The following is an 18,127-nucleotide window of genomic DNA, read 5'->3' as shown; positions in this document are numbered from 1 at the left end:
TCCGGGGCGTTGACGGCACCGACATCAGACTCCTGCGCTCGAATCGCTTCGATGTGCGCAGCTGTCGCGCTCGACCAGGCGCGGGGCCACGAGCGTGGTCTGCGGGCTTCGGCCGGCGAGCAGGTCGGCGACCATCTCCACGGCCAGTGCGCCGATCTCGTCGGCCGGGATGCCGATCGAGGTGAGCCTGACCGCCTGCCCCTCGGCCAGCTCGTGCGGGCCGACCGCGAGGACCGACACGTCGTGCGGGACTTCCCGGCCCGAACCCCTGAGGGCGTGGAGCAGGGTCCCCACGACGGGTTCGTTGTGCACGACGAAGCCGGTGGTGCCGGGCTGTTCGGTGTCGACGCGGGCCAGGCTGGCCCCGAGCCCGTCATGGCTGGGCTCGCAGGGAACGGCCAGGCCGCGGATCCCGGTCTCGGCCGCAGCAGTCTCGAAGCCCGTGCGGAACCGGTGCGCGTAGGTCGTGCCACGCTCGTAGGCGGCCGGCGGCGGTCCGACGAGAGCGACGGCGGTGTGACCGTGGTCCACCAGGTGCTGCACCGCCAGTCGGCCGGCGGCCTCCCAGTCGAGGTCGACACAGCTGAGGCCGTCGGCCCTGCCGGGTAGGCCGATGAGCACGGTGGGCTCCCGGAGCCGACGCAGGACGGGCAACCGGGGGTCGTTCGTGGCGACGTCCATGACCACGAAGGCGTCGACCATCGAGCCACCCGCGACGCGCTCGAGCCCAGCGGGGCCTTCGTCGTTCATCAGCAGCAGGACGTCGTGGTCGTGAGCGCGCGCGGCCGTGGCCACGGCCGCGACGAACTGCATGATCACGGGCACGTAGAGATCGGTGCGCAGCGGTGCGGCCAGCGCCATCACCCGGGTCTGCCGGCTGGCAAGTGAACGCGCCCCCGCGTGCGGGCGGTAGCCGAGCTCGTCGATCGCGGCCTGGATCCGCTCGCGGGTCTCGGCGGAGATGGGCCGCCTACCGCTCAGGGCGTACGACACCGTGCTGACCGAGACGCCGGCCGCCCTCGCGACGTCGGCGATCGTGGTCATGGCGCCTCCTCCAGTTGCCTGCTGCCGGGCGGTCATCGAATCGCCCGTCGAACCGCTTCGTCGAAATTCTGCTCCGTCATAGTGCCAGATCCGCCGCCACCTGGGGCTGCTTAGGGCGGGGGAGTGTGACCGTTGACACACTGATGCCCGTTCTCTACGTTAGGCAGTCGAAACGCTTCGATGATGAAGCGTCGTCGCACCGGGCGTCGGCGCACCTGCTCACAAGGAGAGAGAATGAGACGACTGAAGCCCCGTCGCAGGGGCCTGGGAGCCGTCCTCGCAGCTTCACTGGCCCTGCTTCCTGTGGTGACCACGCCCGCGCCCGCCACCGCCCTCCCCGTCGTGGCGAGCCAACTGGACGCTCTGCCGTTCCGCAACCCCGACCTTCCGGTCGAGCAGCGGGTCGCCGACCTGCTGGGCAGGCTGACCCTGGACGAGAAGCTGTCACTGCTCCACCAGTCCCAGGCCGCCATCCCGCGCCTGGACATCCCCTACTTCAAGGCCGGCACCGAGGCGCTGCACGGTGTCGCCTGGTCCAACGACATCGACGACGGCTGGAAGCAGGTGCTCGCAGACCGCGCGACCGTCTTCCCCCAGGCCGTCGGCCTGGCCAGCACGTGGGACCCTGCGCTGGTACGCCGGGTCGGCTCGGCCGTCGGTGACGAGGCCCGCGCCTACAACACCCTGAACCCCAGGCAGTGGGGGCTCCAGGTCTGGGCGCCGGTGGTCAACCTGCTCCGCGACCCTCGCTGGGGCCGCAACGAGGAGGGCTACTCCGAGGACCCGCTGCTCACCAGCGAGATCGCGACGGCCTACGGCAAGGGCCTCTCCGGCGACGACCCGACCTACCTCAAGACGGCGCCGGTGCTCAAGCACTTCTACGCCTACAACAACGAGACCAACCGCAGCGCCAGCTCGTCCAACCTACGCCAGCAGCTGCGACACGAGTACGAGTACGCCGCCTTCAGGCCGGCCATCGAAGCCGGCGCCGCGACCGGCGTGATGGCGTCCTACAACAAGGTCAACGGCCGCCCCACGCACGTGGACCGCGCCCTCAACGAGGACGTGCGCTCCTGGACCGACGAGACGCTCTACAACATGAGTGACGCGTGGGGACCTCACGCGGTGACCCAGGCCCAGCACTTCTACGACGATGAGACGGTGGCATACGCCCACGTGCTCAAGGCGGGCCTCGACGCGTTCGTCGTCGACGACAGCAACAGCAAGCCGATGATCGCGACGCTCAAGGACGCGCTGGCGAGGGGCCTGATCACGGAGGCCGACGTCGACCGGGCTGTCACTCACGCACTGACGATCCGCTGCCGGCTCGGCCACTTCGATCCCGACGGCGGCCCGTACGCCGGAGCCTCGCCGGATGTCCTCGACAGCCCGGCTCACCGGCGACTGAACAGGAAGACTGCCGAGGAGGCGCTCGTGCTCCTCCGCAACGACGACGACCTGCTTCCGCTCGACCCGAAGCAGACCACGAAGGTGGCCGTCGTGGGCCCGCTCGCAGACTCGCTGTTCAGCGACTGGTACGGCGGCAAGCTGCCCTACGAGGTGACCCCGCTCGACGGGATCCGCGAACGTCTCGGCAAGGACGCTGTCGTCACCAGCGTCGAGGGCCTCGACCGGGTGGCCCTGCGTGACACCACCACCGGGCGCTACCTGAGCGCCACTGGGACCACCAGCGCGGACCGCGTCGTCGGGACCGAGGGCGAGCCCGGTGAAGCCGCCCAGTGGGACGTGAACGAGTGGATGGCCGACGTCGCCACCCTGCGCAATGCGGGCAACGGCCGCTACCTCACCGGCAACTTCGGGCCCTTCAACACGAGCGCCACCATCCCGACCGGCTGGTACGTCCAGCAGCAGTTCCGGTTCGAGGAGCAGCCCGATGGAACCGTCCTGCTCCAGTACATCGGCTACGAGACCAACGAGCCCTGGTGGTGGATCCCCGGCCACTACGTCACCGTCGCCCCGGACGGGACCGTCGGCACCGGCACGAAGGAGCAGGCCGCCCGGTTCGATCGGGAGGTCCTCCGTGACGGGGCGGCGGAGGCCGCCGCAGCAGCCGCCGAGGCGGACGCCGTCGTGGCCGTGGTGGGCAGCAACCCGTTCGTCTACGGACGGGAGGTCCACGACCGGGCCAGCACGGCGCTCGGCGGCAGCCAGCAGGACCTCCTCGAGGCGGTGCAGCAGGCCAACCCCCGGGCGGCCGTGGTCCTGGAGTCCAGCTATCCCGTGACCATGGACGTCGACCCTGGCGCACTCCTGTGGACCACGCACGCCGGCTCCGAGACGGGCAACGCGGTCGCTGCCACCCTCTTCGGTGACAGCAACCCTTCGGGCCGGCTCACCCAGACGTGGTACCGCTCCGACGCCGACCTCCCCGAGGACGTCTTCGACTACGACATCGTCAAGACCGGCCAGACCTACCTCTACTTCGAGGGGGAGCCGGGCTACCCGTTCGGGCACGGCCTGTCCTACACCGACTTCCGCTACTCCGACCTGCGGGTCGACTCGAAGCGCGTCGGCCAGGACGGGCGGATCACGGTGACCGTGGACGTCACGAACACCGGGTCCCGGGCGGGCGCGGAGGTCGTCCAGCTCTACAGCCACCAGCGGACCTCCCGGGCGACGCAACCGCTGCAGGAGCTCGAGGACTTCCGCCGGGTGACGCTGGCGCCGGGCCGCACCGTCACGGTGCGCTTCCGGGTCAACGCCGACCAGCTGGCGCACTGGGACGTCACTCGCGAGAGGTGGGTGGTCGAGCGGTCGACGTATGACCTGATGGTGGGCTCCTCCGCGGAGGACATCCGGCAGACCACCGCCGTGGACGTGGCCGGTGAGGTGATCCCGCCCCGCAACCTCGCACTCGAGACGGTCGCCGAGAACTTCGACGACTACGACGGCGCCTTGCTCGTCCCCACCACGAAGGAGCGGGGAACGTCTGTCGCCGCCGGTGACCGGCAGGCCTGGGTGAAGTTCGCAGCCTCCGGACTCGACCGGCCGACCGGGTTCACGGCCTCGGTGGCGAAGGCGACCCAGGGTGCCGGCACGCTCGAGGTGCGGCTCGACTCGCCGACCGGACCACTGCTGGCGACCGCGCCGGTGTCCACCGGCGGGGAGTACGACTACACCGAGGTCAGCGTCGACACGCTGCTCGACGACGTCTCAGGCCTGCGCGACGTCTACCTCGTGCTCAGCCCGGGCGTCAGGGTCGCCACGTTCTCCCTCTCCTGAGTCGACGCACGAACGACCGCCCGGTCCCGCTCTCCGCGGGGCCGGGCGGTTGTCGTCTACGACCAGTCGCTGCAGGCAGCGCTCGGGACGTACGACGCGGTCAGCGCCCGCCGACGACGAGGCTGCGGTACCAGTGAGCGCTGTCCTTCCAGGTCCGCTGCAACGTGTCGTAGTCGATCCGGATGATCCCGAACCGGCGGTCATATCCCCACGCCCACTCGAAGTTGTCGAGCAGCGACCACACGAAGTAGCCGCGGACGTCGGCACCGTCCTTGATCGCGGCCTGCAGCGCGGCCACGTGGCCGGCCAGGTAGTGGACCCGGTCGGTGTCGTGGACAGCGCCGTCGGGAGCCACCTCGTCGTGGAAGGCGGCACCGTTCTCGGTCACGACGAGCGGCAGTCCCGGATAGGCGTGGTGGAGCGAGGTCAGCAGGTCGGTGAGGCCGTCCGGGTCGATGTTCCAGCCCATGGCGGTGTGGGGCCCGGGCTGCGGGAGGAACTCCACGTCGTCGACTCCGACCCAGGGCGAGTGGCCGGCGGTGCGGTGGCCGTCGTCCAGGGAGCGTGGGGACTCGCCGTCCCATGCCCGCACGGTGCTCGTGGCGTAGTAGTTGACTCCGAGCGCGTCGAGCGGGACAGCGGCTGTCTCCACGTCACCGTCGCGGACGAAGTGCCAGTCGGTCACCCCGGCGGTGCCCTCGAGGAGGTCCGCTGGGTAGGCGCCCTCGAGCATCGGCCCGAGGAAGGACCGGTTCGCCAACGCCTCGATCCTGCGCACGGCGTCCAGATCGGCCTCCGACTCCGAGGCCGGGCGAAGGACGTGGAAGTTCAGCGCCACGGACAGCTGTGCCGCGGGGGCCTCTGCGCGCACGACCCGCCCGGCGAGGCCATGGGCGAGGTTGAGGTGGTGCACGGCCGCCAGCGCTGCGGCCGGCTCGGTGCGTCCGGGCGCGTGGACCCCCGAGGCGTAGCCGAGGAAGGCCGTGCACCACGGCTCGTTCAGGGTGATCCAGGTGTGGACCCGGTCTCCCAGGCGGCGCAGCAAGCCCTCGGCGTACTCCTCGAACCGCAGCGCCGTGTCCCGCTCCGGCCAGCCGCCCGCGTCCTCCAGCGGCTGGGGGAGGTCCCAGTGGTAGAGCGTGGCGAAGGGGCGGATGCCGCGCTCGAGCATCCCGTCGACGAGCCGCGAGTAGAAGTCGAGCCCGGCGCCGTTCAGCTCGCCGCGGCCAGACGGCTGGGTCCGCGGCCAGGCGATCGAGAAGCGGTAGGCGTCGACCCCGAGGGCCGCGAGGTGGTCCAGGTCCTCCTCCCAGCGGTGGTAGTGGTCGGCGGCGACGTCCCCGGACTCACCGCGGGCGGTGCGGCCGGGGGAGTGGGAGAAGGTGTCCCAGATCGACGGCCCGCGCCCGTCCTCGGCGACCGCGCCCTCGATCTGGTACGCCGCTGTGGAGGCGCCCCAGGTGAAGCCGGCGGGGAAGTCTGCCGCCGCCATCAGCGGCGACCGCCGCCGACCACGATGGCCTCGTACGCCGCGGAGGCACCCGCGACCAGGCGGGCCTGGGCCACTCCGCCCGTCACGGTGACGTCGAACTCCGCGTCCGGGCCGCCCGCGGCGGACGGGATGCTCACCCGGGTGCGCTGCCCCTCCTGGGGGGCGAAGGCCTTCAGCTGCACGCCGTCAGCCCACTCGTAGTCGGGCCGGTCGTGCACCGCGCCGAACGGGATCACGGCCCCGGGACGAGCCAGCACCGGCAGGCTGTCGAACCCGTGGTCCTGGGTGAACCAACCCGGCCCGGTGAGCTGCTCGCCGGTGACGACGTGGGTCCAGGTGCCGGCGGGCACGTAGAAGGTCACCTCCCGCTCGTGCATGACCGGGGCCACCAGGAGGTCCGGCCCGAGCATGTACTGCCGGTCGAGGTAGGCGCTCGTCGGGTCATCGGGGAACTCCACGACCATCGGCCGCATCATCGGCACGCCCTCACGGTGCGCCTCCTCCGCGGCGGCGGCCAGGTAGGGCATCAGCGACATCTTCAACCGCGTGAAGTGCCGCAGCACGTCGACCGCCTCCTCGTCGTACGCCCACGGCACCCGGTAGGAGCCCGAGCCGTGGAGCCGGGAGTGGGAGGAGAGGAGCCCGAAGGCGATCCATCGCTTGAACACGGCCGGGTCCGGCGTGCCCTCGAAGCCGCCGATGTCGTGGCTCCAGTAGCCGAACCCGGATGCGGCCAGGGAGAGGCCGCCGCGCAGCGATTCCGCCATCGCCCCGAACGTGGACTCGCAGTCGCCGCCCCAGTGCACGGGATACTGCTGGCCGCCGGCCGTCGCGGAGCGGGCGAAGACCACCGCCTCGCCGATGCCCCGTTCCTGCTCGAGCAGCTCGAAGACCGCCCGGTTGTAGAGCAGCGCGTAGTAGTTGTGCATCCGCTCGGGGTCCGAGCCGTCGTGCCAGACGACGTCGGTCGGGATCCGCTCGCCGAAGTCGGTCTTGAAGCAGTCCACGCCCATGCGGAGCAGGGCGCGCAGCTTGCCGGAGAACCACGCAACCGCGTCAGGGTTGGTGAAGTCGACCAGGGCCATGCCCGCCTGCCACTTGTCCCACTGCCACACCGACCCGTCGGGGTTCGTGACGAGGTATCCCGCGGCCCGGCCCTCCTCGAAGAGGTAGGACCGCTGGGCGATGTAGGGGTTGATCCACACGCAGACCTTCAGGCCCCGGTCGTGCAGCCGGCGCAGCATGCCCTCCGGGTCCGGGAAGGTGTCCGGGTCCCACACGAGGTCGACCCAGTGGAACTGCCGCATCCAGAAGCAGTCGAAGTGGAAGACCGACAGCGGCAGATCGCGCTCCGTCATGCCGTCGATGAAGGAGGTGACGGTCGCCTCGTCGTAGGAGGTGGTGAACGACGTGGACAGCCACAGGCCGAAGGACCAGGCCGGCACCCGGGCGGGGCGGCCGGTGAGCGCGGTGTAGCGGCGCAGCACCTCCTTGGGGTCGGGCCCGTCGATGAGGAAGTAGGTCAGCGACTCGCCAGCGACACTGAACTGGGTCTGCGAGACGACTTCCGATCCCACCTCGAACGAGACATGCCCCGGGTGGTCGACGAAGACGCCGTACCCGGCGTTGCTGAGGTAGAACGGCGCGTTCTTGTAGGCCTGCTCGCTGGCGGTGCCGCCGTCGGCGTTCCAGATGTCGACGGTCTGCCCGTTCTTCACGAAGGCGCCGAACCGCTCCCCGAGGCCGTAGACCGCCTCGCCGACGCCCAGGGCGAGTCGCTCATGCACGAAACGCCGCCCTTCGCCGTCGGTGACGATGCCGACACTGCGTTCGGTGGAGGAGGTGATCACGTCGCCCCCGCGCAGGAAGTCGACATGCCAGGCCCCGCCGAGGCTGACCCGCGCGCTGATCCCGCCCGAGGTGAGAGTCGCCTCGGTGTCGGTGACCTCGACCTTGACCGGGTGGTCGTGAGTCTCGGCGAGCGCAAAGCGCGGCTCCTTCGGCAGGCCACCGGAGTGGTGGCCGATCGTCACCCCGATCACGCCGGAGGCCGGACTGGAGAACTCCACCGTGACCACCGGCATGTTGAGGGTGTCGCCCCGTCCGGTGATCTCGCCGGTCGGCGCGAACACCGTGAAGCCGCGGTCGCCGCTCTCCACGGAATCGACGCTGCGGGGACGCAGGACGCTGACCCCGGGTCGGAGCTGCCAGTAGCCGTCGGTGAACTTCATTTCACTGCTCCTGCGGTGATCCCGCGGGTCAAGGTGCGCTGGAAGATGAGGAAGAAGACGATGGCCGGGAGGAGGCTGATGAGCGACCCGGCGTTGGTGGTGGGGGCGTCCATGAGCCGGTCTCCCTGCAGGGACGCGAGCGCCACGGGGATGGTCTGGGTGGAGTTGTCGATCAGCATCACCAGGGGGATGAGGAACTCGTTCCAGGTCCAGATGAAGAAGAAGATGAGCAGGACGGCGAGCGTCGGCCGCAGGTTGGGGAACACGATCCGCCACAGGATCCGCCACTTGCCGGCCCCGTCGACCGCCGCTGCCTCGAGGAGGGCGCGCGGGAAGGTGCTCAGCACCGACGCGAGCAGGTAGGTGCCGAACGCGCTCTGGATGACGGTGAAGATGATGATCACCGAGAGCCTCGTGTTGTAGAGCCCGACCTCCTTGGCGAAGTGGTAGAGGGGGTAGACCAGCGCCTCCTGCGGCATCATGTTGGCCAGCAGGAAGAGCCCCACGATCCACACTCGCCCGCGGACCCTCCCGATGCCGAGCGCGAAGGCATTCAGGAGAGAGACCAGGACCGCCAGGACGGCCACTGAGCCTGCGATCAGCGTGGAGTTCCACAGCTTCACCGGGTAGTCAGCCTCCCGCCAGTAGGTCTCCAGGCCCTCGGTGTAGAACCCGCTGGGCCAGCTCAGCGGGCCGTTGGTGGAGTAGTCACCCGGGGACTTGAAGGCGTTGAGGACCATGAAGCCGAAGGGCACCAGCATGGCCAAGCAGACGACCGCCACAAGCCCCAGGACCACCCACCGCGCTGCGCCCCGGCGGTAGCGGTCCTTGGTGTGAGGTGGCCCGGGCTGCGTCTCGGTGACCGCCGAGGGCATCAGTGTCGTGGCCATCTCAGGCTCCTGCCTCGCGGCGCTCGCCGCGCTGTTGCGCCCACATGAATGCCATCGCCACCACGACGATGATCAGGGTCAGGACGATCGCGATCGCCGAGCCGTAGCCGACCTGCAGCTTCTTGAAGAAGGTGAAGTACGCGTAGTAGGAAGGCACGTTCGTGGCGTTCTCCGGCCCACCCCGGGTCAGGGCGTAGATCGGGCCGAAGACCTTGAGTGCCGCGATCGTGCAGGTGAGCGCGACGACGAACGTCTCGGGGCGCACCTGGGGGAGGGTGATGGCGGTGAAGCGCTGGCGCCAGCCGGCGCCGTCGAGCTCGGCTGCCTCGAACAGCTCGGGGTCGACCCGCTCCATCGCCGCCATGAAGACGACGACCGGGTAGCCGATCTGGACCCAGATCATCACCATCATCACGCTGGGCAGCGCCTTGTCGGGATCTCCGAGCCAGTCGCCCTCCAGGAAGCTGAGACCTGCCGAGGAGAGCACCGCGTTGAGCGCCCCGTCAGGCCGGAGGATCCAGCCCCACACGATCCCGGCCACCACGACGGGCAGCACCTGTGGCAGATAGATCGCGGCGCGCAGGACGGACGCGGTGTGCGGGTGGAAGCGACGGCCGACGACGTCGAAGAGCACGGACGCCAGCACCAGGCCGAGCAGGGTGGGGACCACCACCATCGCCACGATCATCGCGATGGTGTTCTTGAACGAGATCCAGAAGACCTCGTCCTCGAGCAGGCGCTGGTAGTTCTCCAGGCCCACCCACTGCGGGTCACCGATGCCCGACCAACGCGTCATCGACAGATAGACGGTGTAGACGAGCGGCACGGCGATGATGAGCACGAACAACGTCGCGCCGGGCAGCAGGTACAGCCAGTACGCCGGATCGCGGCGGGGCTTCGAGCGCGGGGGCGACTCGCGGGCCGTCAGGGTGGCCGCTGTGGTCATGGTGCGTGTCCTTCCAGAGGGGCGGGCGCGCCGCGAGAGGCTGGCGCGCCCGCCCGTGCCGTCACCGGGCGTCGATCTCCTCGACGCCCTCCTGGTAAGGACCCTCGAGGGAGTCGAGGACCTCCTCGGGGGAACGGGACTGGTTGATCAACCCCTGCAGGGCGGACACGAGCACGTCGTAGTAGCCCGGGACCGGCCAGTCCGGGTAGAAGGCCAGCCCGTCCTGCTCGGTGACCGCGTTGAAGTTCTCGATCAGCCTGCTGTCCTTGGGGTCCTCGATCTTCGAGGGGTCGGCGTCGATCGGCACGCCGCCGTTGTTGCCGATGAGCTCCTGGATCTCCGGCCGCATCGTGATGTCGATGAAGTCGTAGGCGAGGTCCTTGGCCTGGCTCGTCTCCGGGACGACCCACAGGTTGCCGGAAGACCCGGCGTGGAAGGTGTTGCCGGGGAAGAGGAAGCTGTCCCACTCGAACGGGATCTCGTCCTTGAACCGGCCGTACCACCAGCTGCCAGACACGATCATCGGCACCTTGCCGCTCATGAACTGGACGCCCATGTCCTCGGCCTTGAGGCCGGCGGAGTCCCGTGAGATGTAGCCCTTCTTCACCCACTCGTCGAAGGTCTCGGCGGCAGACGCCAGCGGGTCGGCCTGGAAGTCGACCTCACCGTCGTAGAGCTGGTAGCTGTCGATGAAGGAGCGGTCGGCCTCCGCGAGGGCGAGCTGGTAGAACAGCTGGCCCGCGGGATACTCCGCACCGGACATGCCGAGCGGGGCGACCCCCTTGTCGACGAAGGTGTCCATCGCCGCGGTCATCTCGTCCAGGGTGGTGGGGACCTCGACGCCGTGCTTCTCGAAGAGCTCCTGGTTGTAGTAGACCATCACGTACTCGCCGTAGTTCGGCACGCCGTACCAGTTGCCCGATCCCATCACGCCGCGCTCGTCGTACCGGGCCGTGGTCTCGAGGCTGTCGCTGAGCTGGTCGGCCCAACCCCGCTCCTCGGCCTCGGCGGTGAGGTCGGTCAGCAGCCCCTGTGACGACAGGAGCCCGGCGGTGGCATTCCCCTTGTTGTACTCCATGACGTCCGGGCCCTCTTCGGAGTTGATGATCATGGCGGCGTTCTGCTGGATCTGCTCGAACGCCTTGCGCTCGAACGTCACCGTCACATCGGGGTGCTCTTCCTCGAAGATCTCGATGGCGCGGTCCCAGGCGACGCCCATCGCGCTGTTGGCGGACTCGTAGTGCCACAGACGCAGGGTCGTGGCCTCCTCTGCGCTGCTGCTGTCGTCGCCGCAGGCGGTGAGTGTCGCCGCGGAAAGGCCGAGAGCCACGGCCGCCGCGAGCTTGCGCTTCCTGAACATTCTCAATCTCCTCGTTGGGTGTAGAGCTGTTGTGACCAAGTCCGTCAGCGAGACGCGACCCCGCCGGGCGTCCGCTCCGGCGTGCGACGTAGGTGACCGCTGCTGCCTCGCACCTCGAGCGAGCACGTGACCAGTTCCTGGTGGCTGGGGCCGCCCGAACCCTCGAGCGTCCGCAGCAACACCTCGACCGCCAGCCGGCCCAGCGTGGAACCGGGGGAGGTCATCGTGGTGAGGGCCGGGGTGGCGAGGTCCGCGACCTGCGCCGACGTGACCATGGAGACGACGGAGACGTCGTCCGGCACCTTCAGCCCCTGGAGAGCCAGCTCCCCGAGGACGCCGAAGAGCGCGTGCTCGTTCATGGCGAGCACGGCGGAGAGGCCAGGGCACTGCACCAGGGCCGTTCGCAAGGCCGCGCGGCCGGCGGCCGCCGTGTCCTCGGCAGTGACCACCAGCGGCTCCAGGCCGTGCTCGGCCATCACGGTCGTGAAGCTCTCCTGCGTGCGCAGCGCCGGCGCATAACCGCTGGCCAGCGCCTCCTGGGAGTGGTTGACGAACACGATGGAGCGGTGCCCGAGGTCGAGCAGGTGCTCCACCGCTCCGCGAACGGTGTGGTCGAAGTCGATGTCGACGAATGGGACACCGGTGGTGTCACGGGTGCGCCCGATCAGCACGAACGGCACACCGAGCTCCCGCAGGACCTCCACACGCGGGTCTTCCATCTGCACCTCCATGACCAGGGCGCCGTCGAGAATGCGTTGGCTGGCCAGCCTTCTCAGGGCGTCGACGTCGCCGGCGGGGATCGGCGACAAGAGCAGGTGATGGGCGGCCCGGGCGGCGGCCTCGGCAGCGCCGGTCACGAAGGCAGTCTCCGTCGCCCCGGTCCCGCGGTCGTCCATCGGCATGAGCAAGCCCAGGATGCGGCTGCGCCTGCTCGCCAGTCCGCGGGCCATGGCGTTGGGCTGGTAGTCGAGCTCCGCCATCGCTGCCAGGACCCGCTTCCGGGTCGCCGGCGAGATCGGTCGCGCTCCGGTGAGGACGTACGAGACGGTGCTGACCGACACCCCGGCGTGCCGCGCGACGTCGTGCATGGTGACCACGGCGCCTCCCTCAGGAATCATCGAAACGCTTCGACGAAGCGTTTCGACGATATGGCAGGGGTCACACTGCTGTCAATGGTCCTCTCGGGTCGACGACGAGGGCGGATGGGGTGCCAGCTGGGGTGTCCGGGAGATCTGCTCCCAGCAGAACCGCTGTGAGCAGATCTGCTTCGTCGCGCCGCTTCGTCGGGACACGATCGTGGCATGAGTGACGAAGGACGACCCCTGGTGCTGAGGAAGCGCATCGCCGAAGACCTGCTCGCGCAGCGGATCATGCTGCTCGACACACCGCTGGACGACGAGATCGGCGCGCTCCTGTGTGCCCAGCTCGTGCTGCTGTCCGCCGAGGACCCGACTGCCGACATCAGCTTCTGGATCAACTCGCCCGGCGGCTCCGTACCTGCGATGTTGGCGATAGCAGACACGATGCGGCTGGTGCCCAACGACGTCTCCACCGTCGTGATGGGCATGGCCTACAGCGCCGGTCAGTTCCTGCTCTGCTGCGGCACCGAGGGCAAGCGGTACGCCCTCCCGCACGCCAAGGTCCTGCTGCACCAGGGATCCGCTGGCATCGGTGGCAACGCCGTCGACATCGAGCTCCAGGCCGGGGATCTGCGACACATGCGCGACACCGTGCTGGGGATCATCGCCGAGCGCACCGGCCAGACCGTCGAGCGGGTCTTCGAGGACTCCTTGCGCGACCACATGTTCACCGCCGAGGAGGCGCGTGACTACGGCTTCATCGACGAGGTGATCACCGACCTCGGCCAGATCCGTCCCAGCCCGCGCCGCAGGACCGGACTTCAGCATCACCACACACCTGCGGGGGGCGAACGATGAGCACCTACACGATTCCCAACGTGGTGAGTCGCACACCGCGTGGTGACAAGGTGATGGATGTCTACAGCCGGTTGCTGGAGGAACGGATCGTCTACCTCGGCACCGCGATCGATGACGGTGTCGCGAATGCGCTCATCGCGCAGATCCTCCACCTGGAGGCGGAAAGCCCCGACACACCGATCAACCTGTACATCAACTCACCGGGCGGATCCATCACTGCCACCTTCGCGCTCTACGACACGATCCAGTTCTGTCGGGCTCCCGTGTCGACCACCTGCGTGGGACAGGCCTTCTCGAGCACGGCGCTGCTCCTCGCCGCCGGGGAGCCCGGGCAGCGCTCGGTGCTCCCGCACGCCCGGGTCCTGCTCCACCAGCCTTCGGGCCAGGGGCGCGGGACCATTCCAGACCTGATCCTGGCCGCCGACGAGATCCTGCTGGTGCGCGAGGAGATGGAGCGGGCGCTGAGCCTCCACACCGGCCAGGACATCGAGACGCTGCGGCGAGACACCGACCGGGACCGGATCTTCAGAGCCCAGGAGGCGGTCTCGTACGGCCTGGCCGATCAGGTCATCAGGCGACGGTGACGTCACCCCCGGGCCCGGGCAGCCGATCAGGCTGCAAGGGCGAGCGGGCCCCGTACCTTGCTCGCATCCCGTCGGATCGGGGCCTGGACGTCAGGCACGTGCAGGCGACGGGCAACACCGACCGTGAGGTCGAGCAGGCTCAGGCCAAGGGCCCCGGCCACGGCAGCAAGCACCTCGGAGGACGGATCCTTGCGGCCGCGTTCGATCTCGGAGAGGTACTGCGTGGAGATGCCGGCCCGCCCCGCGGTGTCACGAAGCTTCTCCCCGCGCTCGTGGCGACGCTGGCGAAGCACGTCGCCAGCGAGCTCACGCCATAGCGGCTCGACCGGCTCGGCCTTCGGACGCATGGGCAGCAGCTCAGCCATGACGTGATGCTAGCCGGAGGATGCGCCTGCCAAGCCGCTCCGTGGTGAGTTCCTCTGAGAGCGAAACTCCCGCGCCGGGTCGTCTGTCGGCCGCGGCCGAACGCACGTGCCGCGCTGTCTATGCTGGGCCGGAGCGCTTGGAGGACGGCATTGGACCAGTCGGGGCACTTCTACCGACAGATCGTGGAATGGTCGCGCGACGGCTACTGGGTCATCGACCCCGACGGCGGCACCTTGTTCGCCAATGAGCGAGCTGCTCAGCTGTTGGGACGAACCCGCGCGGAGATGATGCAGACCTCCGTCCTCGACGTCCTCGACGACGCAGGCAGGGACCAGTTCAGGACCCACCTCGAGGCACTGAGGGAGGTCGGCGAGACGCCCCACGAGGTCGAGTGCTGCTACCTGCGGAAGGACGGCAGCTCCGTGCACCTGCTCGTGGGTGAGTCCACGGTGTACGACGCAGGGCGTCCCGTCGCCTATGTCCACCGGCTCACGGCTGACGCGGACCGACAGATGCTCCTCCGCGAGCTGTCCCGCAGCCGGGACCTCCTCGACGAGGCCCAGGGCATCGCCAAGCTCGGAAGCTGGGACTTCGACATGGTGACCGGCAGCCTGGTCTGGTCGCGTGAGCTCTACACGATGTTCGGCGTGGACCCGATGTCCTTCGTGCCTACGTGGGAGGGGTTCCTTGACCTGGTTCTCGACGATGACCGGGCTCTCGTCCTGGAGGCGTTCGAGCACGGAGAGAAGGAGGGCGCGTTCGAGTTCGAGGCCCGGATGACGCGTCGGGACGGGACCATCGGCTGGCTTCACGGACTTGGACGAGTCACCTACGACGGGAGCGGCGGCGTTCCGATCCGCATGCAGGGAACGGCTCAGGACATCACGGAGCTCAAGCGGACCCAGCTCGAGCTCGAGGACCAGGTGACCATCAACACGCTGATGCAGTTCATCGCGACTGCCTCGAACAAGGCAGCCACTCTCCGGGAGGCACTCGAGCTCATCCAGCAGCTGCTGCTGGCGCACCCCGATTGGCAGCGCGCGGTCGCCTTCAGCGTCGCCTCCGACGAACACGGTCGATGGCTCGTCGCTGAGCCGGTGGTCGGCCACGCTCCAGGGCCGTCTCCGCGAGAGCTACGCACAGCAGAGCGAGCACTCGAGGGCCTAGAGACGGTATTCGAGGAGGACTCCGAGCCACAGACTCCCCAGATCGGGTTCCCCGTTCTCTTCGACGGTTCTCCGGTGGCGAGCGTCGTGATCACCGCAGCCACCCCGTTCGAACGACACGCGATGTTGCGGTCGCTGGTGGAGCAGGTCGCCGAGCAGCTCGCCCGGGTGGTGGAGCGCGAGACCGCAGCCCGCCAGCTCGCCGCTGCCCGAGACAGCGCGGTGGAGGCATCTCGTCTCAAGTCGTACTTCCTCGCCACTGTGAGCCACGAGATACGCACGCCCATGAACGGCGTGATCGGCCTCAACGACCTGCTCCTACGCACCGGGCTGGACCCCCGGCAGAGACAGCTCGCGGAGGGAGTCAAGACGGCAGGGCGCACACTCCTGTCGGTCATCAACAACGTGCTCGACTTCTCCAAGATCGAAGCGGGCGAGCTGGAGCTCGAGTCGACCGTCTTCCGCCCACGCACAGTCGTGGAGCAGGTGCTGGCCTTCATCGAAGGCGCTGCCATCGACCGCGAGGTCTCCCTCCGCATGCATGTCAGCGACGGAGTGCCCGAGCACGTGGTGGGCGACCCCACCCGCTTCGGTCAGATACTCACCAACCTCGTGGGCAACGCGGTGAAGTTCACCAGGCACGGGCATGTGTTCGTCCGTCTCGACGCCACCGGCACGCCGGACGGCGACGTCGAGGTCACCGTCGAGGTTCAGGACACGGGGATCGGCATCCAGCCCGAGCACCTCAACACCTTGTTCGAGCCCTTCCGGCAGGCCGACGCCTCGACCACACGAGCTTTCGGTGGCACCGGACTTGGCCTGGCGATCTCCCGCCAGCTCGCCGAGGCACTCGGCGGTCGCATCACGGTCACGAGCCGGCCCGGGCACGGCAGCACGTTCCGGTTCAATGCCATCTTCCGCACGGCCGCCGGCCTCGATCCACTCACGACGGCCACCGAGGGCTCACGCCTGTTGCCACGACCCGCCGGACGGGTGCTTGTCGCCGAGGACAACGAGATCAACCAGCTCGTGGCTGTCGGCCTGCTCGAGTCCCTGGGCTACACCGCCGAGGTGGTCGCGAACGGGGACGAGGCCGTCGCACGTGCGACTCGCGACAGCTATGCCGCCATCCTCATGGACCTCCAGATGCCGACCATGGACGGGTACGCCGCCACCCGAGCGATCAGGAACGCCGAATCGTCCGGGGCCCGAGTGCCGATCATCGCCCTGACCGCATCAGCCACTGAGAGCGAGCGAGAGAGCTGCACCGCTGCGGGCATGGATGACTTCCTCACCAAGCCGGTGCAGATCGACCGACTCGCGTCTGTCCTCCAGGCCCTGATCCGGCCGGACGAGACGCGCGCGGCGACGGCCATCGCGGAGCCCGCGAGCCACGACGGGTGGACACTGCCGGATGCGGTGCTGGACCCGCGTCGTCTCGACGACCTGCTGGAGATGGGGAGTGGAGCGGCAGCCCTGGTGGAGAGGGCGATCGACAACTTCATGGCAGCGGGTCCCACGACGCTCGCCGACCTCCGCGAGGCCGTGGCCGCAGACGATCGTGAGCGCGTGAGAGCGGCGGCCCACCGCCTCAAGGGCAGCGCTCTCAACCTCGGCGCCACCCTCGTCGCTGATCTGGCCGCAGGACTGGAAGAGGCTGACCGCGACCTCTCCAGCCTGGGGCAGAGCATCCTCGACCGCCTCGACAGGGCACTGGATGACACAGCATCAGCCTTCCAGCGCTGGCGGCATCCTCCAGAGCCGTGATGCCCCGTGCAGGCGGGTAGAAAGGGCGCATGAGGCTGCGCAACGGCGAGCACGGGTACGGCGCCGTCACCAAGGCGCTGCATTGGCTCACGGTGTTCGCCTTCGCCACCCAGTTCTACGTCGGCTACACCATGGAGACCGAAGCTGACGTCCGAGCGGTCGACTGCGACCCACCCGGCGAGGACCAGAGCGGTGGTGACACCTCCGACCCCGAAGAGGAGAGGCTCGACCGACTCGAAGAGCGGTGCGAGGCGGCCCAGGAACGCCGCGAGGAGCAGGCGGAGGGCGCGGTGGGCACCGCCTGGTCCGAGCTGACCGGCGGTGGGAACGTTCTCGGCGACGGGGTGTCCTCCGCAGAAGTCCACGTGCTCCTGGGGCTGCTCATCATCTCCCTGGCCGTCCTCCGGCTGCTGTGGCGCAGGATGACCCCACTTCCGCCATGGGACCCACGCCTGACACCAGGCGACCAGCGCGTTGTCCACGCCACCGAGACGGTGCTCTTGACCCTCCAGTTCGTCGTCCCGGCCACCGGCATCCTTCTCGTGGCCGCTGACGACGACCTGCTGTGGCTCCACGTCGCCGGCCACCTCGCGTTCTTCGCCGCTCTGGGAGCGCACCTGGGCATGGTGCTCGGCAAGCGGTTGCTCCCCCGGATGCTGCCTGGTGTTCGGCAGCGGTCGCGCATCACGTGAGCGGCTGCGGACGGGCCAGGACGCTCAGCAGCGCGCGGGCGTAGGCGCCCTCGGCGTCGACATCGACGTGCCGCTCCGTGCGGCTGCCGCTGGCAACTTCGACGACGAATCCCCCGGGGACCGCCTGCAGGGAGACGAACCCGCCGCCCAGCATCGACCGCAGCTGGTCCTCCCGGGGGAGCCACACCACGTCGCGCTGCATGATGCTGTCCAGCGCCCACTCGGTGGTCCCGTTGAAGGCAAGGACGCGCCCGGTCGGCAGGTCCAGGACCTCGACGACCATGTCGCTGACGGCGAAGACCTGGTCGTCCAGGTCCCGGTGGGGGATCATGAACGTGTCGCCGGGCGCAGGAGACCAGGTCACGCCAGCGTTCTTGAGCTGCCGTGCGAGGTCGAGGCTGATCACCCC

General features: G+C 69.1%; 14 protein-coding genes. 5 read left to right on the top strand and 9 right to left on the bottom strand.

All coding sequences use genetic code 11. The features are described from left to right. Positions 1–24: 24 nt before the first annotated feature. Complete coding sequence (locus tag DDE18_RS06830) at positions 25–1,044, bottom strand: LacI family DNA-binding transcriptional regulator (protein WP_116571460.1); 1,020 nt, start codon at positions 1,042–1,044, stop codon at positions 25–27. Between the two features lie 234 nt (positions 1,045–1,278). Between DDE18_RS06830 and DDE18_RS06825 the strand changes: the two genes are divergently transcribed. Next, positions 1,279–4,287, top strand: coding sequence for a glycoside hydrolase family 3 protein (locus DDE18_RS06825; RefSeq protein WP_165821065.1), 3,009 nt, complete (start codon positions 1,279–1,281; stop codon positions 4,285–4,287). A gap of 100 nt (positions 4,288–4,387) precedes the next feature. On the opposite strand, the gene DDE18_RS06820 is transcribed toward DDE18_RS06825, so the two are convergent. The 6 genes from DDE18_RS06820 to DDE18_RS06795 form a co-directional block, all read right to left on the bottom strand. Beyond that, positions 4,388–5,779: a GH1 family beta-glucosidase gene (locus tag DDE18_RS06820; protein WP_116571459.1), complete on the bottom strand. Its 1,392-nt coding sequence runs from the start codon at positions 5,777–5,779 to the stop codon at positions 4,388–4,390. Further along, positions 5,779–8,010 (bottom strand): alpha-xylosidase, encoded by a 2,232-nt coding sequence (gene yicI, locus DDE18_RS06815; RefSeq protein ID WP_116571458.1) that lies wholly within the window; start codon positions 8,008–8,010, stop codon positions 5,779–5,781. The genes DDE18_RS06820 and yicI overlap by 1 nt, the downstream gene beginning before the upstream one ends. Further along, a complete protein-coding gene (locus DDE18_RS06810) occupies positions 8,007–8,900 on the bottom strand; it encodes a carbohydrate ABC transporter permease (RefSeq protein ID WP_116571457.1) in 894 nt (297 codons plus the stop codon). The genes yicI and DDE18_RS06810 overlap by 4 nt, the downstream gene beginning before the upstream one ends. A 1-nt stretch (position 8,901) precedes the next feature. Then, positions 8,902–9,846, bottom strand: a complete 945-nt coding sequence (locus tag DDE18_RS06805) for a carbohydrate ABC transporter permease (protein WP_116571456.1) — start codon at positions 9,844–9,846, stop codon at positions 8,902–8,904. Positions 9,847–9,907: 61 nt separating this feature from the next. Beyond that, complete coding sequence (locus DDE18_RS06800) at positions 9,908–11,206, bottom strand: ABC transporter substrate-binding protein (protein WP_116571455.1); 1,299 nt, start codon at positions 11,204–11,206, stop codon at positions 9,908–9,910. Between the two features lie 44 nt (positions 11,207–11,250). After that, the gene (locus DDE18_RS06795; RefSeq protein ID WP_245916485.1) at positions 11,251–12,324 is read right to left on the bottom strand and encodes a LacI family DNA-binding transcriptional regulator; all 1,074 of its coding nucleotides are present in this window, start codon (positions 12,322–12,324) and stop codon (positions 11,251–11,253) included. Positions 12,325–12,507: 183 nt separating this feature from the next. Here DDE18_RS06795 and DDE18_RS06790 point away from each other — a divergent pair, with 183 nt between their 5' ends. Continuing rightward, the gene (locus DDE18_RS06790) at positions 12,508–13,143 is read left to right on the top strand and encodes a ClpP family protease (RefSeq protein ID WP_116571454.1); all 636 of its coding nucleotides are present in this window, start codon (positions 12,508–12,510) and stop codon (positions 13,141–13,143) included. Beyond that, a complete protein-coding gene (locus tag DDE18_RS06785) occupies positions 13,140–13,727 on the top strand; it encodes a ClpP family protease (protein ID WP_116571453.1) in 588 nt (195 codons plus the stop codon). Before DDE18_RS06790 ends, DDE18_RS06785 begins: the two co-directional genes overlap by 4 nt. Positions 13,728–13,753: 26 nt before the next feature. Here the strand turns inward: DDE18_RS06785 and DDE18_RS06780 are convergent, their stop codons facing one another. Then, positions 13,754–14,092, bottom strand: a complete 339-nt coding sequence (locus DDE18_RS06780) for a helix-turn-helix domain-containing protein (RefSeq protein WP_116571452.1) — start codon at positions 14,090–14,092, stop codon at positions 13,754–13,756. Positions 14,093–14,212: 120 nt separating this feature from the next. On the opposite strand from DDE18_RS06780, the gene DDE18_RS06775 reads away from it, so the two are divergent. Continuing rightward, entirely contained in the window at positions 14,213–17,026 is a 2,814-nt protein-coding gene (locus DDE18_RS06775; RefSeq protein ID WP_116571451.1) for a PAS domain-containing hybrid sensor histidine kinase/response regulator, read from the top strand. 29 nt (positions 17,027–17,055) lie between these two features. After that, positions 17,056–17,718, top strand: coding sequence for a cytochrome b (locus DDE18_RS06770; protein WP_116571450.1), 663 nt, complete (start codon positions 17,056–17,058; stop codon positions 17,716–17,718). Here DDE18_RS06770 and DDE18_RS06765 read toward each other — a convergent pair. Continuing rightward, on the bottom strand, positions 17,711–18,124 hold the full coding sequence (locus tag DDE18_RS06765) for a pilus assembly protein CpaE (protein ID WP_116571449.1): 414 nt from the start codon (positions 18,122–18,124) through the stop codon (positions 17,711–17,713). The two genes, DDE18_RS06770 and DDE18_RS06765, sit on opposite strands and share 8 nt — an antisense overlap. Positions 18,125–18,127: the final 3 nt, after the last annotated feature.

This window comes from Nocardioides gansuensis (assembly GCF_003076135.1).
GTDB lineage: Bacteria > Actinomycetota > Actinomycetes > Propionibacteriales > Nocardioidaceae > Nocardioides > Nocardioides gansuensis.
Note: the sequence above shows the minus strand (reverse complement) of the source record. Positions and strands in the feature narration are given on the sequence as shown.

What these genes read in the sequence shown, in the direction of transcription:
- DDE18_RS06830 (WP_116571460.1), bottom strand. Translation starts at nt 1,044, where the DNA reads ATGACCACGATCGCCGACGTCGCGAGGGCGGCCGGCGTCTCGGTCAGC.
- DDE18_RS06825 (WP_165821065.1), top strand. Translation starts at nt 1,279, where the DNA reads ATGAGACGACTGAAGCCCCGTCGCAGGGGCCTGGGAGCCGTCCTCGCA.
- DDE18_RS06820 (WP_116571459.1), bottom strand. Translation starts at nt 5,779, where the DNA reads ATGGCGGCGGCAGACTTCCCCGCCGGCTTCACCTGGGGCGCCTCCACA.
- yicI (WP_116571458.1), bottom strand. Translation starts at nt 8,010, where the DNA reads ATGAAGTTCACCGACGGCTACTGGCAGCTCCGACCCGGGGTCAGCGTC.
- DDE18_RS06810 (WP_116571457.1), bottom strand. Translation starts at nt 8,900, where the DNA reads ATGGCCACGACACTGATGCCCTCGGCGGTCACCGAGACGCAGCCCGGG.
- DDE18_RS06805 (WP_116571456.1), bottom strand. Translation starts at nt 9,846, where the DNA reads ATGACCACAGCGGCCACCCTGACGGCCCGCGAGTCGCCCCCGCGCTCG.
- DDE18_RS06800 (WP_116571455.1), bottom strand. Translation starts at nt 11,206, where the DNA reads ATGTTCAGGAAGCGCAAGCTCGCGGCGGCCGTGGCTCTCGGCCTTTCC.
- DDE18_RS06795 (WP_245916485.1), bottom strand. Translation starts at nt 12,324, where the DNA reads ATGATTCCTGAGGGAGGCGCCGTGGTCACCATGCACGACGTCGCGCGG.
- DDE18_RS06790 (WP_116571454.1), top strand. Translation starts at nt 12,508, where the DNA reads ATGAGTGACGAAGGACGACCCCTGGTGCTGAGGAAGCGCATCGCCGAA.
- DDE18_RS06785 (WP_116571453.1), top strand. Translation starts at nt 13,140, where the DNA reads ATGAGCACCTACACGATTCCCAACGTGGTGAGTCGCACACCGCGTGGT.
- DDE18_RS06780 (WP_116571452.1), bottom strand. Translation starts at nt 14,092, where the DNA reads ATGGCTGAGCTGCTGCCCATGCGTCCGAAGGCCGAGCCGGTCGAGCCG.
- DDE18_RS06775 (WP_116571451.1), top strand. Translation starts at nt 14,213, where the DNA reads ATGCTGGGCCGGAGCGCTTGGAGGACGGCATTGGACCAGTCGGGGCAC.
- DDE18_RS06770 (WP_116571450.1), top strand. Translation starts at nt 17,056, where the DNA reads ATGAGGCTGCGCAACGGCGAGCACGGGTACGGCGCCGTCACCAAGGCG.